The sequence below is a fragment of the Streptomyces sp. 63XJN7_1_ISO-PGPR-S23-121 genome (genome assembly GCF_056173025.1).
The window spans coordinates 4,041,284-4,061,043 of sequence record NZ_CM149653.1; the positions used below are offsets into that span (position 1 = coordinate 4,041,284).

The following is a 19,760-nucleotide window of genomic DNA, read 5'->3' on the forward strand; positions in this document are numbered from 1 at the left end:
CCATGACCACCGACCGTCCTGAGTTCGAGGAGCCCGCACAGGAGCGACCCACCCATGAGCAACGACCTGAATGTCATCGTCCGAGAGACCTGCGGCGGCCTGGCCGTGGCCGCCGTGCGGGGCTTCCTGGACCTACACACCGCCCCCGCCCTGCGCGAGCAGGCCACCGGCATCCAGAACACACACCCGGAGCTGGTGCTGGATCTGTCCAACGTCGGGTTCTGCAACTCCTCCGGTCTCAATACCCTCCTGCGCCTGCACCGCCACGCACAAGCAACCGGCGGCACCCTGGCACTGGCATGCGTCCCTGACCAGACCATGCGGCTGATCACCCGCACCGGCACGGATAGCTTTCTCGACCTGTTCGCCACCACCGACGAAGCCCTCACCGCCCTGAAAGCCCACCGCCCCTCACCCTGAGACCCCGGCCCTGTCACCGATGCCCTTCTCACGGCCCCGGGCGGACAGGTCTCAGGGCCTTGCAGGGGCGTCGTCCCAGGCCAGGGAGGACATCCTCCAGCCCTCAGGGGTGCGCAGGAACTGGGTGGTCTTGTGGCCGCACCCTTCGAACCACTCGCCGTTGTGGTACCCGGACTTGCGGTACTCGCTGAATCGGTGGGCGATCGACCCGAAAACCTCGGTGCGTTCGGCCACCTCCCACTCGGAGAACTCCGTCAGGGTCCCGTCGGTGAGGATCTTCTGGCGTGGTGCGATGAACCCGTCGAGGTCGTAGATCACGGGTTCTTCGCCGACGTTCGCGATGATCCGCCCCTGCCGTACGAAGACGCCACGGATGACGCCGAGATCCGGCCGCCTACCGCCGGTGTTGTCGAAGGCGCCCACGAACACGCCCATCAGCCGGTCCAGTTCGGCGCGGACAGCGGTCTCGGACGCGTCGACGACGGTCGGCCACTCCTCGGCGAGGACCGACCACACCTCGATGTCGCGCCGTTCGCCCTGGTGGACGGAGTGCCGCCGCAGCACACCGTCGCGGCTCATACCGAGCCTGCGGGCGACAGCGATGCTGCGGACATTGCCCGAGGCGGCCCACCATTCGGCCCGGCTCATCCCGCGGTGCTCGAAAGCCCAGTCGATCAGGGCCCGACAGGCCCGTGTGACCAGCCCCTGCCCCTCGCCCGCCTGCTCCAGCCAGCATCCGATCTCGCACACCCCGGAGTCGCGCTCGAAACGGGTGAACATGACGCCGCCGACCAGGGTGCCGTCCAGCCAGATGCCGTGGATCCGGGCGCCGTCCGTGGCCTGCCGGTCGGCGTAGCGCTGAAGGGTGGCCGTGGCGGAGGCGAGGTCGGTGCTGAGGGAGGCCCAGGGTATCCACGGGTCGACGGTGGCCCGGGCCCGGTCGATGTGAGCCAGGAACTCCGGCGCCTGCCAGGGTTCCAGGGGGCGGAGCTGAGCACGGTCGCCGAGCGGCAGGGTGAACACGGGGCCTCACACTCCAGGTACGTAACAAGCGTTCGGTACGTAAGCCAGCAGCATGCCCCCCGCGCCTGGAGACCGTGAAGCCCGCCGCAAGGACGTATCCGAGGCGGTGTGGCGTGTCCTCGCGGACAAGGGGTTCGGCGGGCTGACCCTGCGCGCCGTCGCCGCCACGATGGGCGTCTCGACCGGCATGCTCATGCACTACTTCCCAACCAAACGGGCCCTCGTCAGGCACGCCCTGGACCTGCTGGAGAAGGACACCGCGCAACGGCCCCGACGAGCGCGCCCGGCGCCGGGGCTCGCCACGGTGCGCGCGATGCTCCTTGACATCCTGCCGCTGACCTCGGGCGACACCGCGCGCAACCGCATCTGGGTCAGCTCCTGGGACCTCTCCCTCGCCGACGACGCCCTTGCCGCGGAGCAGGCCGGCCGTTGCACCCGACTGCGCTCGACGATCCGCCCCCACCTGGAAGCCGCACGCGACACGGGCGAGCTCCCCCCGACCGCCGACCCGGAACAACTCGCCGCAACCGCCGTCGCCTTCACCCACGGCCTTGTCGTTCAAGCCCTCTTCGATCCCGACCGCTTTCCCTTGGACGTGCAGACCGCAATGGTCGACTCCTTCCTCTCCTCACTCGCCCGCCGTCAGGACCTGCCCACCCCGCTTTGGCCGTAGTCGTCGGCGGTCCGCCGTTGATGTGCCAGTACTGCGGGTAGCGGGAGCGGGTGTTGGAATCCGGAGCGGCGTTGAGGACCTCGCTGCGGCCACATGAGCGGGGCAACCGAGGACCGCTACCCCGACGTGTTCGGGGCGAACGCCGACTTCCTCACCAAGGTCACCGGCTGTGTCTGACCTGGGCTACACGGAAGGTCACGGCTGCTCGAATGAGGCTTGTCGTCGGGAGAGGGCCAGCCTGCGTCGCTCTCGGTCGATCTCGGTGACGACCACCGTAACCTCGTCGCCGACCTGGACGGCATCCAACGGAGTTTGCACGGGCGCCCGTGTGAGCTCTCGCAAGTGGACCAGTCCCTCGATTCCGTCGACGACCTGGACGAAGGCACCGAATGGGACCAGCTTGGTGACCTGTCCGTGCAGTTTCTGCCCTACCGCGATGCCGTCGGCGAATGTCTCGAAGGGGTCTGGCTGTGTCGCTCGCAAGGACAGTCTGGCCTCCAGGTTCCATGCGTCGAACTGGAGAAACTCGCATGAGATCCGCTGTCCGACCTGCACGACGTCGGAGGCTGCTTCGATGCGCCGCCAGGACAGTTCGGGGATGGTGATGAACCCGACGCCGGGAAAGACCGGGTGGTCGGGGCCGTCGTCCAGCGCTACGAATACACCGAACCGTTCGATCGCTGCGACAGTGCCGGAAAGGAGCTCACCGCAGTGCAGTGATTCCAGGAACGTCCAGAGTTCTGGGTTCTCAGACCGTCCGCCCATCATGCTCCCAGCATTTCACGAGGAGCTGTGCGGGGCGGGAAGTACGGTCACGCTGCGGTCTTGAGGGGACGTCCGCCCCAGCAGACGCCTTCCTTGGGGTGCTTGGAGTCGGCGATGGTGAACTGCCACAACGGTCCGAAGTGCGCCTTGATCGGGTTCGCCCGATGCCTAGGCCGGGGTGAAGCACCATTCGATCTTGTGCTTCTTGGCTCAGCGGCGGATGTCGGCGCCCTTGTGTGCGGACAGGTTGTCCAAGATCCCACGCCCTACAGGCGTTCATCGCCGACCGAGTAGCAGTCGTGGAAGTAGCGTACCTCGGGGGTGCGGTGGTAAGTGGCCGGCACCTGTTCATGCCTGTCGGCGGGGACAGGGCCGAGGTGGGCCGGCCGGCGCCGGCGCGGCATGCCACCGGCACCACCCGGCCTCTGTGCGTTTCGAGGGCTACGGCAGTTGCACGAACGGCGACAGGAAAGCGCGCGCTCCCGGAGTGTCCAGCCGGTATGTGACATTGGTGGCGTAGCACGGGCTGTCGCCGGTGATGGTCGTCGCCGCGAGGATGCGCCTACCACCGATGACGGCGAAGTTCGGTCCGCCCGAATCGCCGTAGCAGGCGCCTCCGTTGCCCTGCGGGGCCGTCATGGCGAGGCGCACCCAGGCATCGTTGAGGGCGTTGAAGCTCACTGGCGCCTTCATCCTGACACCGCCACCCGGGTGAGTGTGGCCGCCCGGTCCGTTCACTGCCTCCTGGGTGCCGTATCCGGCGACGACCCAGTCGGTGGAGTTGAGCTTCTTCGACCCGAGCGCTGCGAGCTGGTTGGCGGTCGGCAACGCGGCCGGAGTGAAGGACCAGCGTGACTTCATCTGCGCGGCCGGGAGTTCGACGACCGAGATGTCGTGCGTGTCGGCGGCGGGTCCCGGGTAGTCGGAGTGGCTGTGGGCCGTGCCCTGAACGGCGACGGCTCTCGCCTGGGCGGCGGGGTCACCGGGGTACTTCTTCGCCGCGGCGTCCAGGTCGGCCTGGACGTCCTGGCTGAGAGAGACGTGGAATCGTACGTTGTCCGGCCAATCGGTTGTGCAGTGAGCGGCCGTCAGGAATGTGTCCGGGTCGATCATCGTGCCCGAACAGACCCAGTCGACGCGGTCCGGGGTGGCCGGGTCACCGTCGTCGTCCCAGGTGGCCACGAGGGCGCCGACCTCGGTGCGCTCGGGGGCGGGGGTCGCGTTGTAGGAATTGATCGCGGACGAGGGCGACGCAATGGCGAGCACGGTGGCGCAGGCGGCCGCAGTGATGGCGGTGGCGCGTATGGCGGTCAAGAAGAAGCCCTTCGCTGGGTATGAATCGGGTTTCCTTCTGTGGACGGTGGGGGCATTGAAGCGCTTGTGATCGTCTACGGCAAGACAGTCTGCAGGTTCACCCGGACCAGCGGGCCGATCGGACCTCTCCGGCCGGACAGTGTGCAGGAGATGGCGTGAGCCACTCCAACCGGCCGCCGAAGGCGCTGTCCCCACGGACCGCAACGTCAGCATGCGCTGGACGTGGCACGCGGACTCAGCGGTGGGCGGTCCAGAGAAGGGTCGGCCATCCGCGGCCGCACCGCGCTCGACCGCGTGTCGAAACACCTGGGCCACCGCCCAGCATCCTGGGTGGCGGGCCGGCGTCCCGGGTGCGGCGGCACGCCCAGTTGCCGCGTGAGCTCCTCAAGTCCTCGATCGACACCGGCTCCGTCACACGCCGCTCGACATCGACCTCGCGTGGTACTACGGGGCACGTCTCGGCGGTGGTGCGCTCAGGCCGTCGAGTCCGCCGGAGCGAGCCTCGACGATTCGGCCAACCATGCGGCTCAGCGCACCCGTTGCGCCGTGCGGGTCCATGCACCTTCCCTACGCCGCCACCCGCTCCATTTGCCCCGCCGCCACGACGAGCCCGGTGGCGCGGCTCACCGGTCGCCACGGAAGTGGTCGCGTAGTTCGTCACTGCAGTCCTTCGCACCGACCCGGATTCGAGCGAAGGCCAGCACGCCGTCGTCCGTGCCTTCCTGCTTGGCCTCGGCCAGCTTCGTCTCGACGTCCGCGATGTACTCGGCGCACTCCGCGCTGACGGGCGTCTCGGGCCGCTGCGCGTCCGTCGTCGAGAAGGCTGTCAGCTCGGCGGTGACGGCAAGACCGGCCGCGCAGAGCACCACCCACGCGGTGATCCAGATGCGCCGGCTCTTCCACAACGGCTTGGGCATCCGGGCATCCTACGTGGGCCACGGCAGGCCGTCGCCGAACGGGCCAGTGTCTCAGCGGTCGGCCACGGGGAGGCGACTGTGTGAGACCACGAGGCCAACGGAGCCATTTGCACGACCACTTGGTGCCGCTCGAGAAGCAGGTTGCCGTTTCCTATAGGTTGATCACGTTCCGTCGGCGGACGGGGCCCAGACCTACGCGTGAGGGAGCTCGCATGGCCTCCATCCACCGCACCACCATGACGCCCACCAAGCTGGAGTTGCTGGCCGAGTGGCTGCCGAAGCAGAGCTGGTACGTGGGCAACCCGGGAACGGCGGATCTGGTCAACGCCGGTGGGTTCCGTCTGGACGATCCGCAAGGCGCGGTCGGGATCGAGTTCATGATCATTGCGCCCACCACCGCGCAGGATCCGGTGGCGTATCTGGTGCCGATGGGCTACCGCGACGCGGCACTGGAGGGCGTCCCCGGCGAGGCGCTGATCGGCACCTCCGAGCACGGCGTCCTCGGCACCCGATGGGTCTACGACGGCGTCCACGACCCGGTGGTGATGGCACAGCTGCGTGCGCTCCTGTGCGGTGAGGCGACGCCGCAGCACCAGAGCAGGAGCGACACCCCCGACCCGACCGTCACGGTGCACGGCACTGGCCCTGGCGACGGGCTCGACGTTCGGGTCACCCGCGTCCTGCGGCCGGCGGAGGCTGCTCAGGAGTCGTCCGGACACCTCGTCGGCGGGTGGACGTGGCCGAACGGTGCGGCCGCGCGGGGCGTACTGGCGGCCGTCGTGCCGCGGTAAGAGACCACACTGGGGCGGCGGTCGGGAAGCACTCTCGTGGCAGCGCCGGCATGAGTTCCGCCTGTTCCACCTCACCCATCCGGCCCTGGACGCCACTGAGGTACTCACAACGCCGAGCAGTTCAGCGGTTGTCGCGGCACGCCGCGACCAGTTGGAGACGTGTCGAGGGCGCCTACGGTGAGCTGTGGGGCGGCGGATAGCGTGCGGGCATGACGATGACGGGGAAGCGACGGGTCCTGTACCGGCAGGGCACGGGGTTCTGGCGGATGACGGCGAAGTGGGTCCTGGTCTTCGGGGCCCTCTACCTTCTGGACGGCGGGCTGCTCCGGTCGTGGGGCGACGCTCTGGCCTGGCCGTTGATCGGAATCCTGCTGTGGGTGCCGTTCGGGATCGGCGTCGTCTGGTACCCGAAGAAGGACCAGCGCGTCGAGCTGACGACGCAGGAACTGCGGGTGCGACGCAAACGGCTGCCGATGGAGAGGATCAACCTGCTGCACGTGGCCCGGCTGTGGCTGGAAGGGCGGTCGACCGCGGACGACCAGCCGGTGCGGGAGTGGCGGCGCTTCGACCGGGTGGTGTGGGTGCCGCTGCAGGACGGCCGAGCGTTCGGCGTGGAATTCCGCGATCCTGCCGCATATGCCGAGGTTTTCGGCGACTTCGCGCTCGCGGCCTGCGGCGGGCCCGACATCGTCCGCGCGCGGGTCGCGGCAGAGACCTACCCGGATCCGATCCCGATGCGGCCCCGTCCCGCCGGCGACGGCTCCTGGCCGGATCTCATGGACATCTTCGGCTGAGATCCGGAAGACGAGCGACCGTCGCGGTTTCGACGTACCGACCGGGCCGGTGCGGGCGTCTTCCTCCGGGTTCGTCGCCGCAGCCGGGTCCGGCCCGGTCCCGGGGGCCTGGGCATCCGTACTGATCTTCGCGGCGGCGCCCGCGGCCCGGTCAAGGACCGTCACAGCCACGACACCACAGCGCATGGGTACACGGACGGCATGAAACCGAAGCGCACACTCGTTTCCCGTCTCTCAGCCGGCCGCTGGCCGTACGTGGTGTCCGGCGCCGCGGTGTCCGTGAGCGCCTGGACAGGTGCGCGGGCGGCCGGCCGGTCGGACACCTGGCATCGCTGGACAAGCCCGGCTGGCAGCCACCTGCCTGGGCGTTTCCCGCCGTGTGGACGCCGTTGTACGCCTCGATCGCGTGGAGTGCCGGACATGCCGTGAGCCGTGCCGACGGACGCCGGCGGCGCGCCCTGATGATCGGCTTCGGTGCGAATCTGGCTCTCAACGCGTCGTGGACATGGCTGTTTTTCGGCCGTCGCAGTCCGACCGCCGGCGTCTGGGGCACCGTGCTGCTGGACGCGAGCAACGTCCAGCTCGTCCGCCAGGTGTGGCGCGGCGATCCCAAGGCCGCCGCGGCACTGGCTCCGCATGCGGGCTGGGGCCTGGTCGCCACCGCACTCAGCGCCTCCCTCGCCCGCCGCAACTGACCGCGAGGAACGATCTGTCAAGCTCCGAGGCTTCGGATGCCGGGGCGTGAACTCCAGGCGTCGCGCAGGGCCGGCCGCACGTCCTCCCCGAGGAGGAGATGCGTCGGCGCACCGGGCAGGGTGGGCAGCTCCGCCCAATGCGTCACGCTGTCGTCGCTCTGCGGGTCGTAGGGAAAACGGATGACTCCGTCGGAGTCGACGAAGCAGTCGTGATGCGTCACTCCGCCTACGCACAGTGACGGTGCCGGCCCATGGACCACCCCTGTGTGCTGACGCACCGGCACTTGCTTGTTTCTGTTCGAAGTGACGCCTCTTTGAGCAACTATTGACACGCCTCCGTCGGTCCCGTCAGAGTCGTTGCCGCCAGTGATGCCCGGTCGCGGACCGAAGGAGCGTCCCCATGCCCGAAATCCCCGCAGTCTCACGCCGCCTGCTCCTGGGAGGTGCGTTGGCCACCGGGGCGATGGTGGCCGGTGCCGGGGCCGCGCACGCGGCACCCGGTGATCCCGCCGCGCCACTTCCGGCCGCCTCGCCCCGGCGCGGCAGTGCCCAGAAGTCGATGATCAACGTGCCCTTCGACACCTACGGCACCGTCCGCGTCGGCCTGATCGGGATCGGGAACCGCGGGTCCGGCATGGGCGAGGGGTGGGCAGCCGTCCCCGGCTGCCGGGTCACCGCCGTCTGCGACATCCGCGCCAACCGTGCCAAGGCGCTCGCCGACCGCCTCGTCGCGCAGGGCAAGCCCCGCCCCGCCGAGTACGGCGGCACCGAGGACGCCTACGCGCAGATGCTGCGGCGGGACGACATCGACCTCGTGTACATCGCCACGCCCTGGGAGTTCCACTACGAGCACGGCAAGGCCTCGCTGGAAGCCGGCAAGCACGTCGTCGTCGAACTCCCCATCGCCACCGAACTCGACGAGCTCTGGGACCTCGTCGACACCTCGGAACGCACTCGCCGGCATCTGCTCCTCTCGGAGAACTGCTGCTACGGCCGCAACGAGCTGGCGATGCTGAAGATGGCCCACGACGGGCTGTTCGGCGACGTCACCAACGGCCACGGAGGCTACCTGCACGACCTGCGTGAACTGCTGTTCTCCGACACGTACTACACCGACTCCTGGCGGCGCCTGTGGCACACCCGCAGCACCGCCTCCTTCTATGCGATGCACGGCCTCGCGCCGATCGCCGCCGCGATGGACATCAACCGCGGCGACCGCATGACCGTACTGAGGGCCACCGCCACCGAGCCCAAGGGGCTGGCCGACTACCGGGAGCGGTTCATCGACAGGTCCCATCCCTCGTGGAAGGAGACCTACATCAACGGTGACCTGGTCACCTGTCTGATCGACACCGCCAAGGGCCGCGTCATCCGGGCCGAGCACGACGTCAGCTCGCCCCGGCCCTACAGTCGCATCAACAGTCTGGCCGGCAGCCGCGGCATCTTCGAGGACTACGCGGGCACGTCGTCGACCGGCGGGCGGATCTACGTCGAGCCCGACCACAGTGGGCACTCCTGGCGCGACTTCGACGCGTACCGGAAGGAGTTCGACCACTGGCTCTGGAAGAAGATCGGCGACGACGCGGCGAACAACGGCGGCCACGGCGGCATGGACTACGTGCTGCAGTGGCGTACCGTCCAGCTGATGCGGTCCGGACTCGTCCCCGACATCGACGTCTACGACTCGGCGGCCTGGTGCTCCCCCGTCCCGCTGAGCGTCAAGTCGCTTGCGATGGGCGGCCGTCCGGTGGCGATCCCGGACTTCACCCGCGGCTCCTGGGTGAACCTGCGCCTGGGCCTGGACTCCCGTGAATCGAGCATGCCTCCCGTGGCCTGAGCGCCTTCCCGGACGACCGACAGAAGGAGCAGTCAGTGAAGTTGACCCGCTTGATCGGTTCGCTCAGAGCCATGGCGGTGGCGGCGGCGGTGACACTCGCCTTCGCGCCCGCCGCCACCGCCGCCGAACCACCGCCCGAGCCCGCGGCCGTACGGACCGAGGTGTCGATCTCACCCGTCGACCTGGACGGTCCGGCCATCTCGACGGTGAAGGTGACCGTGAAGAACGCCGGGCCGGGGAAGATGCGGTCGCTGAAGGTGTCGTTCACGGGTCCGGTCGGCTGGGCCGTCCAGCCGGGCGTCGCAGGCATCGCCGGAACGTTCGCGCAGGGAGCCTCGGCCTCCACGGAGTTCCGCATCCAGGTTCCCGAGCAGCGCGGCGGTTTCACGCTGCGCAGCTTCACCGCCACGGCCACCTACGCCGGCGGCGACGGCCTGGGCTCGGCAACCGCCACCCGTACCCAGACGAGCGGCGCTCCTCTTTCCGACCTCTCGGCCGCCTACAACAACGTGGGGGTCACGGATGAGAGCAACACCGGGCCCGGCAACTACGACGGGGACGGCAACAGCTTCTCCGCGCAGAAGCTGGCCGCCGCCGGGCTGACTCCGGGCGGCCGGGTCGAGGCGCTGGGTGCCGAGCTGACCTGGCCGGCGGCGGCTCCCGGCACCAAGGGCAACGTCTCCAGTGCGGGCCAGGCGATCGCACTGAGCGGCAAGGGCGGCAAGCTGGTCTTCCTCGGCTCCGGCGTGAGCGGCGGAGCCACCGGTACAGCCACGGTGTACTACACCGACGGCACCAGCAGCCGCGGCTCGTTCGGCTTCCCCAACTGGTCCTTCGACCCTGCCGACGCCCACGGCGCGACGCTGGTGGCCTCCGCCGACGGCCGCAACCGGCAGGACGGCTACGGGAACGCGGGCATCGCCTACCGGATCTTCGCCCACTCCGTCCCGCTGGACGCCACGAAGCAGGTCCAGTTCGTGGTGCTCCCGTCCAACGGCAACGTCCACATCTTCGACATGGTCATAGCCCCCTGACGGCACGGGACCCCACCGCACGCAGACGGCTCGGCGCGCTTCGCGGCGGGCCGTCCGCATGTCCGGTCGGCATCAGGGCCGCTGCTCCCGGCTTCCCCGATTCCGGCCCGCTGTCGGACCCGGCATCTACGCTGGCCCCCACGATCCGATCAAGGAGCAGGGCAGTGCGGATAGAGCGTCATCAGGTGGGCGAGGCCGTCGTGTCGGCCGCACGCGAGGACTTCACGAACCGGATCGGGGGGCTGGTGCGGTCCATGTCGCGGGCCGACCGGATGACCACTTATGAATGGCAGTCGATCGCCGAGGAGTTCCTCGACTATTTGGGCGCCCTCTCCGTGGAGACGCCCGACCTCGACACCCCGGAGGCGAGAGCCGCGCTCAAGGACGCCTCCGAGGCCGCCGCCGGTGCCGTCGCCTACGCCGCGTACCACCCGCACTGCAGCTTCCAGGTCTTCCTGGAGTACGTGAACTTCGGCATGAGCTACGACCCCGGCGAGGACGCCCCCGAGGAGAGCGTCACGCCCGGGGCGTGGATCGACGCGCTGTGCCTGTCGGTCCTCCGGGACAGGGCCAAGGCGCACGGCGAGGCATTCCACTTCGCCCGGCAGAAGTTCGCCGGGCGGGTGCAGGGAACACCCGTCGGCGAGCTGGCCACCGGACTGATGGCCGTGGTCCTGGACGACACCGGCGACGACGAGCGGTATCCGCCGAGCGCGCGGGACAGGCTCGCCGCTGTCGACGCGGCCCTGGACCGGGTCCGGGCCCGCGCGGAGGAGACGGGCGAGCCGCTGACGGAGCGGCCGGACAGCGTGGCGCTGCGTACACTGCGTGCCCTGGCCGCGGAGGACCGGGATGCCTTCGATGCCGCGCTGTCCGACCTCCTGGTCGGGCACTCCGCCCTGCACAGTGCCTCGGCCTCCCCCAGCAGCCTTCTTCCGCTGGTCCCCATCGCCCTCGCCGTGCTGGCGTACCGGAGTCTGGGCTGGGCGCCGGCCGTTCAGACCGACTACCTCCCGCACGCCTTGATCACCGGCTTCGCGACCCGGGGCCCACGGGTCGCGGGGTTCGGCCGGAAGCGGCGGCCGGACGCGGTCGCCGCACTCGCCGCGGGCCCGCTGGTGGTGGAGCGGCCGGACTGCGAGTGGACCGTGCACCCGCAGACCAGGGCCGGGTACGAGGAGGCCCTCCGCAAGGCGTTCACCTCGGCCGACGGAAAGCCTCTCTCCGTTTCGCGGCTCGGCTGGGTCATGGGCGATCAGGAGCGGCTCTTCAAGTGGCACGCGGGTGACCCCGACGGGGGCACGGACGCCCTGCTCGCCAGCGCTCGGCTGGCCTCCGGGATGGGGGCGGCCCTGTTCCGTATCGCCCTGGCGGAGCCGGGCACAGAGGCGGAGGTGACCATTGGCGGCCGCACGCTGCGCTACCCGGCCGGGCGGGGCGAAGAAGCCGGCGCCCACAACTGGCATACGGCCACCGCCTTCGCCCTGATCACGGGCGCACGCGAGGACCTGGCTCCGCTGGTGCTCACCGGACCCGCCTTCGCCCGCCCGGACGGATCCGCCTTCACCGCGTACCGCGAGGCCCTCCATGCCTACTTGACCGGCACCGACACCGAGCAGGCCGCGCGGCGTGCGCTGGAGCAGGACGAGAAGGCCGAGGACTGGGGTTTCGCCATGCCCCCGGCCGTGCTGCTGTCGCAGCTCGTGGAAGGCGACGAGGAGAGTTTCAACCTGGCCCTGGCCGACGCCCTCGAGGGCCACCGCGCCTACTACCAGGTCGCCGACCGAGCGGACGATCCCGATGCCTCCGTCGACCTCGACGTTCTCGCCCTGGCCTGCCACGCCCGCCGCCGCGGCTGGGCCGTCCGCGTCGAATCCCCCTACCTGCCGCAGAGCCTTCTGCGGGCCGCCGAGCCCTTCTAGGGCCTGGTCCGAGGGATCGGGGGCCCGCAGCCGATGCGACGAGCGAGGCCGGCGGGCCGTCCGTCAGCGACGGTCCGTCAGCCGCAACGGATGTCCGGGGTGCTGAGGCGGTAGGTCACCCCGCCCCGGACGAGCGAGCCGCTCAGGTGGATGCAGTGACCGGTCGCGTTGAACCAGGTGTAGAGCGGTCCTGCGTAGTAGTGGTAGTTCTGCGGGTGCTCCGGAGGTGGGTCGGCGGCGTAGTCGCCGCTCTCGTCGTGGAGGTACAGCGTGATGTTCGACGCCAGGCCGTCGTAGGGGCTGGACCAGAACTTCGCGCAGTTGCGCTTGGTCGAGGCGTTCCAGTAGGTGCGCGCGTAGCCGCCCCCGCTGCGCCCCGCGGGGCTCTTAGCCCAGTACGTCTTGCCGTCCCAGCTGCCACTGCACTCGACGGCCGCGGGGGCAGCGGCGTGCGCCCCCACCGCCTCGGCCGGCGCCGCCTGCGCGGTGGGCGCGGCCACCAGGCCGAGCAGCAGCGCCATGACTCCGAGGCCCAGCAGCCGTGTTCTCCGCAATCGCTTCATCCGCTACTCCTGTGGGGAGATGTCGCTGATCCGGCACATGACCGGCAGCACACGGAATGCTCCACTTTCCGGGAACCCGGTATCCGCCTTTTCACGAAATCTCCGCCGAATCGGACCGGCGGCACTCCGGCGAGGCATCCCGAGCCGGTCGGCTCGGCATGCGTACCGGACCGCCGAGTTGAACATGTTCAAAATTGGGAGCTACGCTGAGCCGAGCGAAGGCCGAGGGGGTCCGATGAAGGTAGTGCTGCCCGGAGGAACCGGACAGGTGGGCACGGTTCTCGACCGTGCGCTGACGGCCGCCGGTCACGAGGTGACGGTACTGACCCGGCGCCCTGCGCGAGCGCGCGACGTCGGCTGGGACGGGGCCACGCTCGGCCGCTGGGCCGCGGCGATCGACGGCTGCGATGCCGTCATCAACCTGGCCGGACGCAGCGTCTCGTGCCGTTACACCGCCGAGAACCTGCGGACCATGATGGACTCGCGGGTCGATTCGACGCGGGTCGTGGGCGAGGCGATCGCCGCCGCCAGGCGGCCACCGCGCGTCTGGCTGCAGATGAGTACGGCGACGGTCTACGCCCACACCTACGGCACGGCACACGACGAGGCGGCCGGGGTGATCGGTGGCTCGGAGGCCGGGGTGCCGGACTACTGGGCGTACAGCGTCGAGATCGCGAAGAACTGGGAGCGCGCGCAGACCGAGGCGCCGACTCCCGCGACCCGCAAAGTAGCGCTGCGCTCGGCGATGGTCATGAGCCCTGACCGGGGCGGCGTCTTCGACGTGCTGTCGTGGCTGGCGCGCCTCGGGCTGGGTGGCCCGGTCGCCGGGGGCGCGCAGTACGTGTCCTGGATCCACGACGAGGACTTCGTACGCGCGGTGGAATTCCTGATCGACCGGGACGACCTCGAGGGGCCGGTGAACCTCGCCTCGCCCGGCCCCCTCCCCCAGCGCGCGTTCATGCGGGCGCTGCGCACGGCGTGGGGGATGCCGGTGGGGCTCCCGGCGACGCGCTGGATGGCCGAGCTGGGGGCGGTCGCGCTGCGCTCGGACACGGAGCTGCTCCTCAAGAGCCGTCGGGTGGTGCCGGGTCGGCTGCGCGCCGCCGGGTTCACCTTCGCCCATCCCGAGTGGCGGGGGGCCGCGAGGTCCCTCGTGCGGCGCCACGCCGGGGGACGGTGAGTAGCCCTCAGGCGACCGGGGCCAGGGGCCCGCACATCACGTTGCCGGGTTCGGACGGATCGTCACTGATCCAGAACTGCGTCCACAGCAGCGCGAACTCAGCGCGCCCGAGGTAACCGTCGCCGTCCTGGTCGAGACGGTCGAACACATCCCCCGTCGCCATCCTGCGGCCGTGCCAGGTGTCGATGAGCCGCTGGTGCTCGGCACGGGAGATACGCCCGTCACCGTTCTCGTCCACCGCGTCGAAGATGGTGTCGGCCGTCGCCATGACGGCCTCCGGCATCGACGGCAGCCGGTCGACCACGGTCATCAGCTCGTCCATGCCGACCTGCTCGCCCCGGTGCGCGGCGGCCGACAGATGCTGCCACCATCCCATGATCACTTCACGCACACGCGCGGCCAGCTCGGGATTCGCCGTCACCCGTGGCAACCGGCCCCATCGCGCCGCCAGCGCCTCGAAGTCCCCCTTCTCCAGACAGCCGTTGCCGTCCACGTCGAAGACATCGAACATCGGCTTGATCTTCGTCCTCTGGAACCCACTGGCCACCACGAACCCCCCTCGACTCACTGTTTCGGGTACAGGCTGTCCAGTTCCACCCGTCACCCAACAGCGCTCTCGAGCGCATCAGGCCCGACGTGTGACACCACGCCCCGTACGAACGCACCGAGCGCCGGTTCGATCAGGCGTGCGCCCCGGGCCCGAGTTGCCGCGCCCCCTGGCCGAGCGGAGACTGGACGTACGAACCGCGGGCTTGCCCGTGGACCGGGGGACGTTCGGCCCGGAGGCCCGGGCCTCGCCCGACCCGGTGCGGGTGTGCCCTCCGCCAGTCGTTCCGGCGGTGCCGGAACTGTGTTCCGGCAAAGGAAGGTTATGGGCAACGGGCACCGAGATGATCGCGGCTCGGTCGGCCGGCGGGCACCGCGGCAAGGCCTCCCGGTTCCATCCTCCCCGGCTTCCGCTGCGGCTGCCGCGCCGTCCGGGCGGGCCGGACCCGGAGCGTGCATCGGTGTCCTGGGCGGCTTCGGTCTCTGGGTCGGCGGGGAGCCGGCTGCCGTCCCGGCGGGGTCGGAGCGCGTCCTGGCATTCGTCGCCCTGTGCGCCCGTGCGGCAGTGCCCCGCCCTCTCATCGCGGGCACTCTGTGGCCGGCGTCGCCCGAGCACAGTGCGCACGCCAATCTCCGATCGGCCCTGGCACGCCTGCACCAGGCCGGCCGGCAGGCCCTGGAGATCGGCACGGCCGAGGTACGTCTGGCCCCCGAGACCACCGTCGACCTCCACGAAGCCCGCCGGACCGCCCTCCACATCCTTGCCTCCGCCGAGGCCGGCCGGCTCCCCGGCTGTTCCGTCCTGGAAGCGATCGAAGCCCTCTCCGCGGACCTGCTGCCCGGCTGGTACGACGACTGGGCGCTGCTGGAGGCCGAGGACTGGCGGCAGTTGCGACTGCACGCCCTGGAGACGCTGGCCGAACGGCTGATCACGGCACGGCGCCATGCCGACGCCGTCACCGCCGCGCAGGCCGCCGTGCACGCCGATCCGCTGCGCGAGAGCGGCCAGGTGTGTCTGGTCCGAGCCCACCTGGCGCAGGGCAACCCGTCCGAGGCCCTGCACGCGTTCGCCCGATACGGACGCCGCCTGTACGACGAGCTGGGGCTGGAGCCGACCGAGCGGCTGCACCGGCTGGTAGCCGGTCTCGCCCCGTCACGCCGCGGTGACGGCCGGCCCGCACGGTGAAGGCATGACACGTTCGAGCACCGGCGTGATGATCCTCCGGGTCTGGGTGGAGGAAGGCTCCGCCCGTCCCCTGCGCGCGCACGTCCGCGCGACCGCCGACATCGCCTCGGGCGTCGAGCGCGACATGACGCTCACCCGGGTCGACGCCGTGTGCCGGGTGGTCCAGGAATGGCTGGAGGAGATGCTGGTCGACCCCGACGGAGGGTGACGATCGGCGGCGGGCCACGCGGCCGTCACACGTCGGTGACGCCTCGGCCGGGACACTCGAACCATCAGGGGGTCGACAGGACCCTCTCATGTCACGGGGGCTCCTCGCGGAGGCCGTCCGTCGAGGAGATCTCCTGTGCACGGCAACCCGAGGAGGACAGCCATGGCCACCCCAATGTCAGCAGATCGGCTCCTCGACGCGCTGCGCGCCGAAGGACTCACCGTCGTCGAGCACCGGTCGTGGCGCACCCACAACCGCAATCACAAGGGGCCCTGGGGCCCGGTGAACGGGGTGATGATCCATCACACGGTCACCAGCGGCACGACGGGCAGCGTCCAGCTCTGCTACGACGGCCACGCCGCCCTGCCCGGGCCGTTGTGCCACGGAGTCATCGCCAAGGACGGCACCGTGCACATGGTCGGCAACGGCCGCGCCAACCACGCCGGGCTCGGTGACGACGACGTACTGCGCGCGGTGATCGACGAGGTCGCGCTGCCGCCCGACAACGAGGCCAACACCGACGGCAACCAGCACTTCTACGGCTTCGAGGCGATCAACCTCGGCGACGGCGTCGACCCCTGGCCCGAAGAGCAGCTGAAGGCGATCGAGAAGGCGGCCGCCGCCATCTGCCGGGCTCACCACTGGACCGAGCGCAGCGTGATCGGTCACCTGGAATGGCAGCCCGGCAAGATCGACCCCAAGGGCTTCACCATGGCCTCGATGCGGGGCCGGATCAAGGACCGTCTGAGCGCCGCTCTGGCCGGGACCCATGTGATGCGGTAGGGCCCGGGCCCTGAGACGGCAACAACCAGGCGGCGCACAACGCGTGACGGGGGCTGCGTTGTGTGCCGTTCCGAGCTTTCACGAGGAGGGATGGTCATGGCCAAGCGTCTGGTCGTCTGCTGCGACGGGACATGGAATGTCGCCGACCAGCCGAGCAGGACGAACGTCGCCAAGGTCGCCCTGTCCGTGCTCCCCGGGTCCGTCGCCGGGACGGAGCAACGCGTCTACTACCACAGTGGTGTAGGCAGCCGGCGGGGAGAGCGCCTGCGGGGCGGCGCGTTCGGTGTGGGGTTGTCCCAGAACATTCTGGACGCCTACCGGTTCCTCGTCGAGACGTACGAGCCCGACGACGAACTGTTCCTGTTCGGCTTCAGCCGCGGCGCGTTCACGGCCCGCAGCCTCGCAGGGCTGGTACGCAACAGCGGCATCGTGCGTCGGGACCACGCGGACCGGATTCCCGAGGCCTGGGCTCTGTACCGTGACCGGATCGAGCAACCGAACGGCGCGGCCGCCACCTTGTTCCGCCGCTCCTACGCGCGCGAGACGGAGATCGGTTTCGTCGGGGTGTGGGACACGGTCGGCGCCCTGGGCGTCCCGGTTCCGGACGCGACATGGCTCCAGCCGGCGGCGGAGCGCTTCAACCACCGCTGGGCGTTCCACAACACCGAACTGAGCGGCTGGGTCAAGGCGGCCTTCCACGCGCTGGCCGTCGACGAGCAGCGCTCGGCGTTCCGGCCGACGCTGTGGCATCAGAAGTCCGGTGCCGCCGCCTCGGGTCAGGAGCTGAAGCAGGTGTGGTTCGCCGGAGTGCACTGCGACGTCGGTGGCGGTTACCGGGAGACGGGACTGTCCGACGTCGCCCTGCTGTGGATGGTCGACCAGGCCCGCAGGCATGGGCTGGAGTTCGACACCGAGGCGCTGAGCACGGACGGGCCGCGGGTGATGCGGCCTTCGGAAAGCGTCGGCTTCCGCGTGCGGCCGGACGGTTCGGACACTCTCCACGTCTCGCGGACGGGTATGTACCGACTGGCCGAGCCGCTGCACCGGCCCCTCGGGGAGGCGGTGGGCGAGGACGGCCAGCCCGACGGCAACGAGTTCCTCTCGGTGCCCGCTAAGGAGCGTCACGACCGGAACGCGGACTACCGGCCACCGGAGCTGGAACGCTACCTGCGCAGGCAGGAGCGGGTACGGCTGGAACCCGTCCTGTTGCCGGGCCTCTCCGCGGGCCTGCCGCCCATGCCGTCGGCCGTGTCCGGCCGGGGAGCGGCGGCCGACGCACACGACGGACTCGACCGCTCCACATGACGCCGTACCCGCAGGCAACCCTGCCGGAGGCCGGCCGGACGGTGCGCGGTGCCCTCGCGCGGTGCCCTCATCTCCGTGCCGCGACTGGCTTCGATCATTTCGATCAGGAAGACGTGCTTCGTCGCCACCCGCTTGCCCCGGACCTTCAGCGAACCGTCTCGGTCGTACCGGGCCCCGCACGGCGCCCGGTACGCAGCCACACCGCCGTGTCGCACGGCAGGAGGCCGTCGGGGGCGAGCGGGGCGCTGGAGAGCAGTATCCGCTCGTGCGGGGGCAGGCCGACCGGTTCGCCGGACAGGTTGACCACGCAGACCAGGCCGTCCGTCCGGCTGAAGGCCAGGACGCCCTCCGGGGCGGGCAGCCAGGTCATGGTGCCGTCGCCGAAGCCCTTGCCGGTCCGGCGCAGCACCAGGGCCTCCCGGTACAGCGTGAGCATCGACTCCGGGTCGTCGAGCTGCCGGTCGACGGCGTAGCGGGCCCAGTCACCGGGCTGCGGCAGCCACGGTTCCGTCGCCGAACCGAAGCCCCACCAGGGTGCCGTGGCCGTCCACGGCAACGGCACCCGGCAGCCGTCGCGTCCCGGGTCGGTGCCGCCGGAGCGGAAGTGCATGGGGTCCTGGATGCGGTCCAGGGGGATGTCGGCTTCCGGCAGCCCCAGTTCCTCCCCCTGGTAGAGGTAGACCGAGCCGGGCAGGGCCAGGGTCAGCAGGGCGGCGGCGCGTGCCCTGCGGGTGCCGAGCGCCAGGTCGGTCGGGGTGCCGAACGCCTTGGTCGCGAAGTCGAACGCGGTGTCGGCGCGGCCGTAGCGGGTGACCGTCCGGGTGACGTCGTGGTTGGCGAGGACCCAGGTGGCGGGAGCGCCGACGGGAGCGTGCTCGGCGAGGGTCGCGTCGATGGTGGCGCGCAGCCGGTCCGGGTCCCACGGGCAGGTGAGGAGGTTGAAGTTGAAAGCGGTGTGCAGTTCGTCGGGGCGCAGGTACCGCGCGAAGCGCTCGGCGTCGGGCAGCCAGACCTCGCCGACGAACACGGCGCCGTACTCGTCGGCGATCGACCGCCAGGAACGGTAGATGTCGTGGATCTCGTCCTGGTCGATGTACGGGTGGGGGTCGACGCCCTCCTCGAAGTCGGCGAGCGCGGGGTCCTTCACGAGCAGGGCGGCCGAGTCGATGCGCACGCCGGCGACGCCCCGGTCGAACCAGAAGCGGAGGATGTCCTCGTGCTCGCGGCGGACGTCGCGGTGGGCCCAGTTCAGGTCGGGCTGCTCGGGGGTGAACAGGTGCAGGTACCACTCGCCGTCGGGCACCCGCGTCCAGGTGGCGCCGGAGAACTGCGAGGGCCAGTCGTTGGGCGGGAGTTCGCCGTTCTCACCCCGGCCGGGCCGGAAGTGGAAGCGCTCCCGCTCCGGGCTGCCGGGGCCGGCGGCGAGGGCGGCGCGGAACCAGGCGTGCTGGTCGGAGACGTGGTTGGGGACGATGTCGACGATGACGCGGATGCCGAGTTCTGCGGCGTCGGCGATCAGCTTCTCCGCCTCGTCCAGGGTGCCGAAGGCGGGATCGATGGTGCGGTAGTCGGCCACGTCGTAGCCGCCGTCGACCAGGGGGGAGGCGTACCAGGGGGTGAACCACACGGCGTCGATGCCGAGACCGGCGAGGTAGGGCAGTCTCGCCCGGACGCCCGCGAGGTCCCCGGTGCCGTCGCCGTCGCCGTCGGCGAAGCTGCGTGGGTACACCTGGTAGATGACGGCGTCGCGCCACCAGTCGTCGGTGCGGGGCGGAAGAGGGGCTGCCACGGGTGCGGTCCTTTC

At 70.4% G+C, this 19,760-nt stretch carries 20 protein-coding genes and 1 pseudogene; 13 read left to right on the forward strand and 8 right to left on the reverse strand.

Annotation, left to right across the window (positions count from 1 at the left end):
* The first annotated feature begins 54 nt into the window (after positions 1–54).
* The gene (locus AC0VYN_RS17980) at positions 55–420 is read left to right on the forward strand and encodes an STAS domain-containing protein (protein ID WP_475531737.1); all 366 of its coding nucleotides are present in this window, start codon (positions 55–57) and stop codon (positions 418–420) included.
* A 51-nt stretch (positions 421–471) separates the two neighbouring features.
* Here AC0VYN_RS17980 and AC0VYN_RS17985 read toward each other — a convergent pair whose 3' ends face one another.
* Complete coding sequence (locus AC0VYN_RS17985; RefSeq protein ID WP_475531738.1) at positions 472–1,443, reverse strand: GNAT family N-acetyltransferase; 972 nt, start codon at positions 1,441–1,443, stop codon at positions 472–474.
* A gap of 52 nt (positions 1,444–1,495) precedes the next feature.
* Between AC0VYN_RS17985 and AC0VYN_RS17990 the strand changes: the two genes are divergently transcribed.
* On the forward strand, positions 1,496–2,116 hold the full coding sequence (locus AC0VYN_RS17990; protein ID WP_475531739.1) for a TetR/AcrR family transcriptional regulator: 621 nt from the start codon (positions 1,496–1,498) through the stop codon (positions 2,114–2,116).
* 195 nt (positions 2,117–2,311) lie between these two features.
* Here AC0VYN_RS17990 and AC0VYN_RS17995 read toward each other — a convergent pair whose 3' ends face one another.
* From AC0VYN_RS17995 to AC0VYN_RS18005, 3 genes are all read right to left on the reverse strand, one after another.
* Positions 2,312–2,884, reverse strand: a complete 573-nt coding sequence (locus AC0VYN_RS17995; RefSeq protein ID WP_475531740.1) for a S1 RNA-binding domain-containing protein — start codon at positions 2,882–2,884, stop codon at positions 2,312–2,314.
* Between the two features lie 438 nt (positions 2,885–3,322).
* Positions 3,323–4,195 (reverse strand): trypsin-like serine protease, encoded by an 873-nt coding sequence (locus tag AC0VYN_RS18000; RefSeq protein WP_475531741.1) that lies wholly within the window; start codon positions 4,193–4,195, stop codon positions 3,323–3,325.
* A gap of 623 nt (positions 4,196–4,818) precedes the next feature.
* The gene (locus AC0VYN_RS18005; RefSeq protein ID WP_475531742.1) at positions 4,819–5,112 is read right to left on the reverse strand and encodes a hypothetical protein; all 294 of its coding nucleotides are present in this window, start codon (positions 5,110–5,112) and stop codon (positions 4,819–4,821) included.
* A 212-nt stretch (positions 5,113–5,324) separates the two neighbouring features.
* On the opposite strand from AC0VYN_RS18005, the gene AC0VYN_RS18010 reads away from it, so the two are divergent.
* From AC0VYN_RS18010 to AC0VYN_RS18020, 3 genes are all read left to right on the forward strand, one after another.
* Positions 5,325–5,903 carry a maltokinase N-terminal cap-like domain-containing protein gene (locus AC0VYN_RS18010; RefSeq protein WP_475531743.1) on the forward strand — a complete coding sequence of 193 codons (579 nt, stop codon included), beginning with the start codon at positions 5,325–5,327 and terminating at the stop codon, positions 5,901–5,903.
* A 209-nt stretch (positions 5,904–6,112) separates the two neighbouring features.
* The gene (locus tag AC0VYN_RS18015; protein ID WP_475531744.1) at positions 6,113–6,697 is read left to right on the forward strand and encodes a hypothetical protein; all 585 of its coding nucleotides are present in this window, start codon (positions 6,113–6,115) and stop codon (positions 6,695–6,697) included.
* 377 nt (positions 6,698–7,074) lie between these two features.
* Positions 7,075–7,392: a TspO/MBR family protein gene (locus AC0VYN_RS18020; protein WP_475531745.1), complete on the forward strand. Its 318-nt coding sequence runs from the start codon at positions 7,075–7,077 to the stop codon at positions 7,390–7,392.
* Between the two features lie 17 nt (positions 7,393–7,409).
* Here the strand turns inward: AC0VYN_RS18020 and AC0VYN_RS18025 are convergent, their stop codons facing one another.
* A complete protein-coding gene (locus AC0VYN_RS18025; protein ID WP_475531746.1) occupies positions 7,410–7,613 on the reverse strand; it encodes an AQJ64_40280 family protein in 204 nt (67 codons plus the stop codon).
* A 179-nt stretch (positions 7,614–7,792) separates the two neighbouring features.
* Here AC0VYN_RS18025 and AC0VYN_RS18030 point away from each other — a divergent pair, with 179 nt between their 5' ends.
* The 3 genes from AC0VYN_RS18030 (at position 7,793) to AC0VYN_RS18040 (ending at position 12,185) form a co-directional block, all read left to right on the forward strand.
* On the forward strand, positions 7,793–9,229 hold the full coding sequence (locus AC0VYN_RS18030; protein WP_475531747.1) for a Gfo/Idh/MocA family protein: 1,437 nt from the start codon (positions 7,793–7,795) through the stop codon (positions 9,227–9,229).
* Positions 9,230–9,300: 71 nt separating this feature from the next.
* Complete coding sequence (locus tag AC0VYN_RS18035) at positions 9,301–10,263, forward strand: NEW3 domain-containing protein (RefSeq protein WP_475536909.1); 963 nt, start codon at positions 9,301–9,303, stop codon at positions 10,261–10,263.
* A gap of 185 nt (positions 10,264–10,448) precedes the next feature.
* Positions 10,449–12,185 (forward strand): immunity 49 family protein, encoded by a 1,737-nt coding sequence (locus AC0VYN_RS18040; protein WP_475536910.1) that lies wholly within the window; start codon positions 10,449–10,451, stop codon positions 12,183–12,185.
* Between the two features lie 77 nt (positions 12,186–12,262).
* Here AC0VYN_RS18040 and AC0VYN_RS18045 read toward each other — a convergent pair whose 3' ends face one another.
* A complete protein-coding gene (locus AC0VYN_RS18045; protein WP_475531748.1) occupies positions 12,263–12,748 on the reverse strand; it encodes a hypothetical protein in 486 nt (161 codons plus the stop codon).
* A 235-nt stretch (positions 12,749–12,983) separates the two neighbouring features.
* Here AC0VYN_RS18045 and AC0VYN_RS18050 point away from each other — a divergent pair, with 235 nt between their 5' ends.
* On the forward strand, positions 12,984–13,928 hold the full coding sequence (locus AC0VYN_RS18050) for a TIGR01777 family oxidoreductase (RefSeq protein WP_475531749.1): 945 nt from the start codon (positions 12,984–12,986) through the stop codon (positions 13,926–13,928).
* Positions 13,929–13,935: 7 nt separating this feature from the next.
* Here AC0VYN_RS18050 and AC0VYN_RS18055 read toward each other — a convergent pair whose 3' ends face one another.
* Entirely contained in the window at positions 13,936–14,475 is a 540-nt protein-coding gene (locus AC0VYN_RS18055; protein WP_475536911.1) for an EF-hand domain-containing protein, read from the reverse strand.
* A gap of 564 nt (positions 14,476–15,039) precedes the next feature.
* Between AC0VYN_RS18055 and AC0VYN_RS18060 the strand changes: the two genes are divergently transcribed.
* The 4 genes and pseudogenes from AC0VYN_RS18060 (at position 15,040) to AC0VYN_RS18075 (ending at position 17,956) form a co-directional block, all read left to right on the forward strand.
* Positions 15,040–15,660: an AfsR/SARP family transcriptional regulator gene (locus AC0VYN_RS18060; RefSeq protein WP_475531750.1), complete on the forward strand. Its 621-nt coding sequence runs from the start codon at positions 15,040–15,042 to the stop codon at positions 15,658–15,660.
* A gap of 4 nt (positions 15,661–15,664) precedes the next feature.
* Positions 15,665–15,868 carry a hypothetical protein gene (locus AC0VYN_RS18065; protein WP_475531751.1) on the forward strand — a complete coding sequence of 68 codons (204 nt, stop codon included), beginning with the start codon at positions 15,665–15,667 and terminating at the stop codon, positions 15,866–15,868.
* 162 nt (positions 15,869–16,030) lie between these two features.
* Positions 16,031–16,633 (forward strand): annotated as a pseudogene (locus tag AC0VYN_RS18070) (N-acetylmuramoyl-L-alanine amidase); the annotation flags it as partial.
* A 114-nt stretch (positions 16,634–16,747) separates the two neighbouring features.
* A complete protein-coding gene (locus AC0VYN_RS18075; RefSeq protein ID WP_475531752.1) occupies positions 16,748–17,956 on the forward strand; it encodes a DUF2235 domain-containing protein in 1,209 nt (402 codons plus the stop codon).
* Positions 17,957–18,101: 145 nt separating this feature from the next.
* Here AC0VYN_RS18075 and AC0VYN_RS18080 read toward each other — a convergent pair whose 3' ends face one another.
* On the reverse strand, positions 18,102–19,745 hold the full coding sequence (locus AC0VYN_RS18080) for a glycoside hydrolase family 13 protein (RefSeq protein ID WP_475531753.1): 1,644 nt from the start codon (positions 19,743–19,745) through the stop codon (positions 18,102–18,104).
* Positions 19,746–19,760 lie beyond the last annotated feature (15 nt).

What these genes read in the sequence shown, in the direction of transcription:
- AC0VYN_RS17980 (WP_475531737.1), top strand. Translation starts at nt 55, where the DNA reads ATGAGCAACGACCTGAATGTCATCGTCCGAGAGACCTGCGGCGGCCTG.
- AC0VYN_RS17990 (WP_475531739.1), top strand. Translation starts at nt 1,496, where the DNA reads ATGCCCCCCGCGCCTGGAGACCGTGAAGCCCGCCGCAAGGACGTATCC.
- AC0VYN_RS17995 (WP_475531740.1), bottom strand. Translation starts at nt 2,884, where the DNA reads ATGATGGGCGGACGGTCTGAGAACCCAGAACTCTGGACGTTCCTGGAA.
- AC0VYN_RS18005 (WP_475531742.1), bottom strand. Translation starts at nt 5,112, where the DNA reads ATGCCCAAGCCGTTGTGGAAGAGCCGGCGCATCTGGATCACCGCGTGG.
- AC0VYN_RS18010 (WP_475531743.1), top strand. Translation starts at nt 5,325, where the DNA reads ATGGCCTCCATCCACCGCACCACCATGACGCCCACCAAGCTGGAGTTG.
- AC0VYN_RS18015 (WP_475531744.1), top strand. Translation starts at nt 6,113, where the DNA reads ATGACGATGACGGGGAAGCGACGGGTCCTGTACCGGCAGGGCACGGGG.
- AC0VYN_RS18030 (WP_475531747.1), top strand. Translation starts at nt 7,793, where the DNA reads ATGCCCGAAATCCCCGCAGTCTCACGCCGCCTGCTCCTGGGAGGTGCG.
- AC0VYN_RS18035 (WP_475536909.1), top strand. Translation starts at nt 9,301, where the DNA reads ATGGCGGTGGCGGCGGCGGTGACACTCGCCTTCGCGCCCGCCGCCACC.
- AC0VYN_RS18045 (WP_475531748.1), bottom strand. Translation starts at nt 12,748, where the DNA reads ATGAAGCGATTGCGGAGAACACGGCTGCTGGGCCTCGGAGTCATGGCG.
- AC0VYN_RS18050 (WP_475531749.1), top strand. Translation starts at nt 12,984, where the DNA reads ATGAAGGTAGTGCTGCCCGGAGGAACCGGACAGGTGGGCACGGTTCTC.
- AC0VYN_RS18065 (WP_475531751.1), top strand. Translation starts at nt 15,665, where the DNA reads ATGACACGTTCGAGCACCGGCGTGATGATCCTCCGGGTCTGGGTGGAG.
- AC0VYN_RS18075 (WP_475531752.1), top strand. Translation starts at nt 16,748, where the DNA reads ATGGCCAAGCGTCTGGTCGTCTGCTGCGACGGGACATGGAATGTCGCC.